This is a genomic window from Rhodococcus phenolicus, assembly GCF_001646785.1.
Classification (GTDB): Bacteria; Actinomycetota; Actinomycetes; order Mycobacteriales; family Mycobacteriaceae; genus Rhodococcus; species Rhodococcus phenolicus.
In genome coordinates this window covers 38457-44811 of sequence record NZ_LRRH01000019.1, presented here as the reverse complement: position 1 = coordinate 44811, position 6355 = coordinate 38457, and the positions used below count along the sequence as shown (strand labels likewise).

Sequence of the window (6355 nt, the reverse complement as noted above, 5' to 3'; positions counted from 1 at the left end):
GGCCGCGGTGACCTTCAACAGGATCTCACCCGGCCCGGGCGCCGGAGTAGGGAGGTCGACGACGACCGGCTCGGAGCCGATCTCGGTGTACTGGAGGGCTTTCATGCGCCCGACTCTACGACCGGAGGTGTGAGCCTGCCTGGCACTACAGCAATCTTCCGCTATACGACGCCGGCCGTTCCGGCTCCGGACGTCAGACGGTCCGGACGAGGACACCGACGCCGAGCCGGTTGTAGACGAACACGAGCATGTAGAGCAGCCGGGCGCTGATGCACATAGTCCGTCCTGGACCGGCGAGCTCGCCGCCCTTGTGCGTGGTCGGGCCCGGTAGCTGACGGCTTCACCCGTCGGCCACGTCCGCGATCTGCGCAACGGGCGTCGGCATCGCGTTTACGTGCAGCCGAAAAGTTCCATTGTGCCCGGGAGTGATTCCCCTACAAAGGAGTTCACCGTTCTTTCGGCTCCTGCGAGAGCCACTGCACCCCGAACAGCCGCGGTCCGGTATGGGGAGGAATGAGGATCTCGGCCGCGCACTCGACGCATCTGTAGGTGCGATGACCTCTCGCGCCTGATTGCCGCAGAGACGACTCGCACCAGCAGGCCGGCCATCCCACTATCACGCGCTTCGGTCCCAGTCGATGCCCGTTCGGGCAGAACTTCGGAGCGCGCTCGTAGGACGCCATGTCTACGATTTTCGCACATCTGTTCGATTACGCGCGTTAGAGTGAGACTTGGCAGGTCGATGGAGGAACGCGCACAGCGGACTTCGGGAAGCATCGGCCTGCCGCATTGCTTCGGGCTAGGAGCATGACTGAAAGCAACTGACACAGCGAGCGTTCCTGGCGCGATCCTGAAGTAGACCGCTCGGTAATCTCGATTAGGTGGAAGGGCAAGATTCGGAGCGCATTGATTCGCTCATTCGTGCGCTTGAGATCGATGAAGCTGTGATCCGCCCCACCATCGAGCGGGTGCGGCGGGAGATTGACTCTTATCGGGCCGCTACGGATGCAGATCTCGAGGGTAGTGTCCGCCGTAACCTGCGACTGTCTGTAGTGACTTTGCGTCAGCGTAAGGTGCCTTCCCCCTCGGACATTTGGGAAGCCGAGACAGCGACACTCCAGAGGCTCCGCGCTGGCCTGCCGATCGAAGACATCCTCGCGGGTTTCCGTGTGTCGATCTCATCGATCTTGGACCGTACCGTTGCGCTCGCCGAGGAATTTGGGCTCCCAGAGCGGGAGATTGTGGAAATGACCGCTCTGCTGTGGAAACTGAGCGATGCGTTCTCGGCGCGCGCGGCGTCCGCGTACCGCCACCATGGGCTCGAGATCGCGCTCGCGGAGCGTCGGCGGCGGGACGCGTGGTTGCTGGATTTGCTGTCAGGAAGTCTCTCGACCGCGCAGGTGGACCAAGGGGCGATCATGTATCGACTGTCCCGCGACGGCGGTTATCGGGCGTTTCGCACCTCTGCGCATTCTGCGGAAGAACTCGAGTCTCTGCGCATCCAGATAGTTCGCGGGCGCGGCGAGGGCGAAGCGATGATCCTGCCGTCGGAGGGACGGCTCATCGGCATACTGAAGGATCCGCTACGTGACGTCGCTGACGGCGTCGTGGCGCTGGGTCCCGTGCGGACTTTGGAAGCAGTCCCGGAGTCGTTCAGCATCGCAGGCGACGTCCTAGGGGCGGCAGAAGGACATGTCGAGAACGGCGTGGTAACGGTCGAATCACTCGGGTGGCGCATGGCGGTCTCGCGCATGCCCGCGACCCTGGACGCACTTCGAGAACGATATCTCGCCCCCCTCGAGTCGTCCGGAGCGCTGAGGGATCTGATCCCCGAGGCACTCCGCGCCTACCTGGCCAACGGGCGCAATATCCCTAGAGCGGCCGAGGCGCTGTATGTGCACGTGAACACGCTGCGATATCGGCTCGCCCGGTTCGAGGAGCTGACAGGGCGTTCGTTGGAGTCTACGGACACCATTGTCGAACTCGCACTCGTCCTCTACTGAACGGCGGGGCGTTCGTAGCTAGCTACGAAATGTCCGGTGCTCTGTTGGCTCCGTGAACGTGGATTAAGCGTGAGCCACGTCTCAAACTTGTGGAATCGCACATTCCCGGGTCGACTTCCGCCGTGATCGTCGAGCCCACCGAGATCGGAGCAATTGTGGCAACTGCACATTCCGACGAGTCGATGGAGCCCACCAGCTCACCCCCGACACCCCCCGCGCAGGGGACGACCGCGAAGAAGTTCCATCTCAGGCAGCTTCTCGCTGCATTGGTTGGCCACACTTTGGAGTGGTTTGACTGGTACGTCTACGCGATGCTTGTGGTGTACTTTTCGCCGCAGTTCTTCCCCGAGACCGACAACAGTCTGGTCCCGCTGTTGGGTGCGATGGCGATCTTCGCGGTGGGATTCTTCGCGCGACCCATGGGCGGCCTGGTTATCGGCATGCTGGCGGACAAGTTCGGCCGCAAGGCCACTCTCAGCGCAACCATCATCGGCATGGGTGTGGGCAGCCTGATGATTGGCGTCGCGCCCACATACGCCCAGGTCGGAATTCTCGCCCCGGCAATCCTGGTTCTTGCCCGGTTGCTGCAGGGCGCCTCGGCCGGCGGTGAATACGCTGCCGGGTCGGCATTTCTCATCGAATCCGCTCCGGAGGGGCGCCGCGGGTTCTTTTCCAGCTTCTTCTACGTCGGCGCGACCCTCGCCAACCTCACCGCGATCGTGGTTTCCGCTATCCTGGCCAACACCCTCTCGACCGAGAATATGGAGTCCTGGGGCTGGCGTCTTCCGTTCATCGCGGGCGCCCTTGCCACAGTCGGTGGCTACTGGATTCGTCGTCACGCCGTCGAGACCCTGGAGGAAGCCCCCGCCGGGGAAGTTCGCAGGAAAGTCGGAATGTTCGACTTCTTTCGTGAGCACCCCAAGCAAGCCCTCCAGATCTTCGGTCTGACCGCCGCCCCCGCACTGGTTTTCTACATCTGGAGCTCGTTCCTGCCCACATACGCCAACATCACAGTGGGCCTCGACGTCAAGGTCGGATTGGTCACCGGCTCTATTTCCCTGGCCGTGTTCCTGGTACTCCAGCCATTGTTCGGGCTGCTGTCCGACAAGATCGGCCGCAAACCGCTGCTGATCGTGTTCGGCCTGTTCTTTGTCTTCGGCACCGTCCCACTTCTCAACAACCTCACGGGAAGCTTCACCAGCCTGCTGATCGTCCAGCTCACCGGGCTCGTGTTCATCGCCTTGTGGTCCAGCATCTCCTCGGCCATCGCATCCGAACTCTTTCCTGCCCGATTGCGCGGCTCCGGCATCGGGTTCCCCTACGCGCTGGCCGTGGCGCTCTTCGGCGGCACCGGCCCGTATGTGGCCACCTGGATGGTCGACAGCGGCAACATCGGCCTCTTCGGCTGGTATGTCACGATCGTCGCTGTCGTCAGCACCCTCGTATTCGTCCGGCTGCCGGAAACCGCACACAAGCCGCTCCCGTGACCACGCGGACAAGCCACAAATCGCGACGCTACCGCGTACTGACACGCCCCGGAGGGCCGCATGAGTAACAACATCTGGATCGTCGGCATCGGAATGACCGCCTTCGGCAAACACGTCGACAAGAGCGTGCATGACCTGGCCGGCAGCGCCATTACCGACGCTCTCGCAGACGCCGGGCTCGACTCGGACGCCGTCGAAGCCGCGTTCTACGGCACTGCCACCCACGGCCCTCTCGAGGGGCAGGCCATGATCTCCGGTGAGATCGCCCTGCGCGAGTTGGGCATCCAGCGAATTCCCGTGTTCAACGTGGAGAATGCCTGCGCCACCGGCGCCTCCGCGTTCAGCCTCGCGTGCGCCCACATCAGAGCCGGAGAGGCCGACGTAGTGCTGGCCGCCGGTGCCGAGAAGATGAACGTCGGCGATCCCGAGCTCACGATGTCCGTTTTCGACGCGGGCTACGACGTGGCCCGGCCCGCGGATCTACAAGCGACATTGGGTGCCCTCGGCGGTGAGATCGATGAGCCCGAGCTGGGCAAGCGATCGATCTTCATGGATATATACGCCGCGATGGCTCGCAGCCACATGCGGCAATATGGGACCACCCAGGAGCAGATTGCAGCGGTGGCTGCCAAGAACCACGCACACGCGGTGGAGAACGAGCGCGCCCACTACCGAAATGTCATGACGGTGGACGAGGTGCTCGACGCCCGCCCGCTGTCCTTTCCGCTCACCGTGCCCATGTGCGCGCCTGTCACCGATGGAGGTGCGGCCGTCCTCGTGTGCAGCGACGCCGGCCTGGCCCGGCTCTCCGCAGCCCGCCCCGTACAGGTGCTGGCGTCGGTTGTGGGCACCGGTTCTGATCGTGACATCACCTCCTTCGAGGGCCACCTGAGTCAGGGCATCGCCGCCCGCGCCTACGACCGCGCGGGTATCACAGCCGACCAGGTCGACGTGGCTGAGGTGCACGACGCAACCGCCTTTGCGGAGATCCTCCAGACCGAGATGCTCGGTCTGGTTCCACCGGGCAGTGGCGGGCCGGCGGCTGCCAGCGGGGAGACCTCGCTCGGCGGCCGGATTCCGGTCAACCCGTCCGGTGGCCTGGAGTCCAAGGGCCACCCGATCGGTGCCAGCGGCCTGGCTCAGATCTTCGAACTCACCCAACAGCTGCGCGGAGATTGCGGTCCCCGCCAGGTAGCGGGCGCTCGCATCGCCCTGGCCGAGAACGGCGGTGGCTTTCACCGTGGCGAGGAAGCGGTAACGGCCATCACGATCCTCGAGGGAGTTGAGTAGACAATGGCGGCAATTGACTTTTTCGACCGCGGATGGTCGATGGACCCATCCAAAGTTGCCTATCGTGGCGTCGGCGAGGTGTGGACCTACGAACAGGCGGGCCGACTCTCGTGCCGAATCGCAAACAGGTTGCTTGCTGAAGCCGGCAGCGGTAAGGCTACGGTGGCAGTCCTGTCCCCTAACTTGCCCACAGCGTGGATCTGCGTGTTGGGAGTGTGGCGGGCGGACTGCACATGGGTGCCCCTGAATCCCCACAATCCCGTGGCAGAGAACGCGGAACTGCTTGTGCGCTTCGACGTGGACCTGGTCATGTACCACCCGGACCTCGCACAGACAGTAGAGAAAATCAAGAAGATCAACGGAGCGGTCGCTCCACGCATGATTGCGATCGGACCCGGTACGTCGGACCCCGATCTGGACGAGTGGACGGCGGCCGTACCGGACACCGTGCCGGTGGTGAATCATGACCCCGAGGCCGTGGTGATGCTCTCACCCACCGGCGGCACGACCGGCAAGCCCAAGGGTGTGATGAACACCAACCGCAATATCGGTGTCATGGTCGCCCACCACCTGCTGGCCCTGCAGTACGACCGCGACGGCGAGGCAGTCAACCTCGCGGCCGCGCCCATGACGCACACCGCCGGCATGTTCAGCCTGCAGACCACCGCCCGCGGCGGCACCGTAGTGGTGGTGGAGCGGGCCACGCCCGAGCTCATCCTCCCTGCGATCCACGAGCACCGGATCACCGAGCTGTTCCTACCGCCCACCGTGGTGTACCGGTTGCTCGAGGTGCTTGCCCACGAGGACTACGACACCTCCTCGCTGCGCTACCTCATGTACGCAGCCGCACCGATGTCGCTGGAGAAACTCAAAGAGGGAATCCGCCGGCTAGGTCCGGTGTTCATCGAGTGCTACGGGCAGATGGAGGCACCCGCGGCCATTTCGTTCCTGCGCCCGGTCGAGCACATGGACGGAGACCGGCCGGCCGCCGATGACCGGCTCGCTTCCTGTGGGCGCCCGTACCCGCTGGTGGAGGTGCAGATCAAGGATCCTGAGAGCGGTGCACCGCTCGGTCCGGGGGAAACCGGCGAGATCTGCGTGACCGGGGACCTGTTGATGAAGGGCTATTACAAAGATCCGGCCAAGACCGCCGAGACGATCGTCGACGGTTGGCTGCACACCGGAGACTTAGGGCACGTTGACGAGCAGGGCTATCTCTACCTGACCGACCGCAAGAAGGACTTGATCATCAGCGGTGGTTTCAACGTGTACCCGGGCGAGGTCGAGCAGGTTGTCTGGGGACACCCCGCCGTTGAGGACTGCGCCGTAGTCGGCGCTCCTGATCCGGACTGGGGCGAGCGCGTGACTGCGGTCGTCGAACTCAAACCGGGCCAGAAGGTGACCGCTGGGGAACTGCGCGAACTGTGTAAGCAAGCGCTGGGCCCTGTCCGCGCGCCCAAGGACTTCATGTTTGTGGACGAGTTGCCTCGCAGCGTCAACGGCAAGGTCCTGAAGAAAGACCTCCGCGAGACGTTCTGGGCTGACTCCACGCAGAAAATCTAGGGACCGGAAGAG

At 63.8% G+C, this 6355-nt stretch carries 4 protein-coding genes; all 4 read left to right on the top strand.

Annotation, left to right across the window (positions count from 1 at the left end; all coding sequences use genetic code 11):
* Nucleotides 1–881: 881 nt before the first annotated feature.
* A complete protein-coding gene (locus tag A8G15_RS06850) occupies nucleotides 882–2003 on the top strand; it encodes a PucR family transcriptional regulator (RefSeq protein ID WP_068157024.1) in 1122 nt (373 codons plus the stop codon).
* Between the two features lie 122 nt (nucleotides 2004–2125).
* Entirely contained in the window at nucleotides 2126–3490 is a 1365-nt protein-coding gene (locus A8G15_RS06845; RefSeq protein ID WP_245687741.1) for an MFS transporter, read from the top strand.
* Nucleotides 3491–3550: 60 nt separating this feature from the next.
* Nucleotides 3551–4780 carry a thiolase family protein gene (locus tag A8G15_RS06840; RefSeq protein ID WP_068157023.1) on the top strand — a complete coding sequence of 410 codons (1230 nt, stop codon included), beginning with the start codon at nucleotides 3551–3553 and terminating at the stop codon, nucleotides 4778–4780.
* Between the two features lie 3 nt (nucleotides 4781–4783).
* Nucleotides 4784–6343, top strand: coding sequence for a class I adenylate-forming enzyme family protein (locus A8G15_RS06835; protein WP_068157020.1), 1560 nt, complete (start codon nucleotides 4784–4786; stop codon nucleotides 6341–6343).
* Nucleotides 6344–6355 lie beyond the last annotated feature (12 nt).

Bases quoted from the DNA above. Each gene is read 5' to 3' on its own strand.
- A8G15_RS06840 (WP_068157023.1), top strand. From the start codon at position 3,551: ATGAGTAACAACATCTGGATCGTCGGCATCGGAATGACCGCCTTCGGC.
- A8G15_RS06835 (WP_068157020.1), top strand. From the start codon at position 4,784: ATGGCGGCAATTGACTTTTTCGACCGCGGATGGTCGATGGACCCATCC.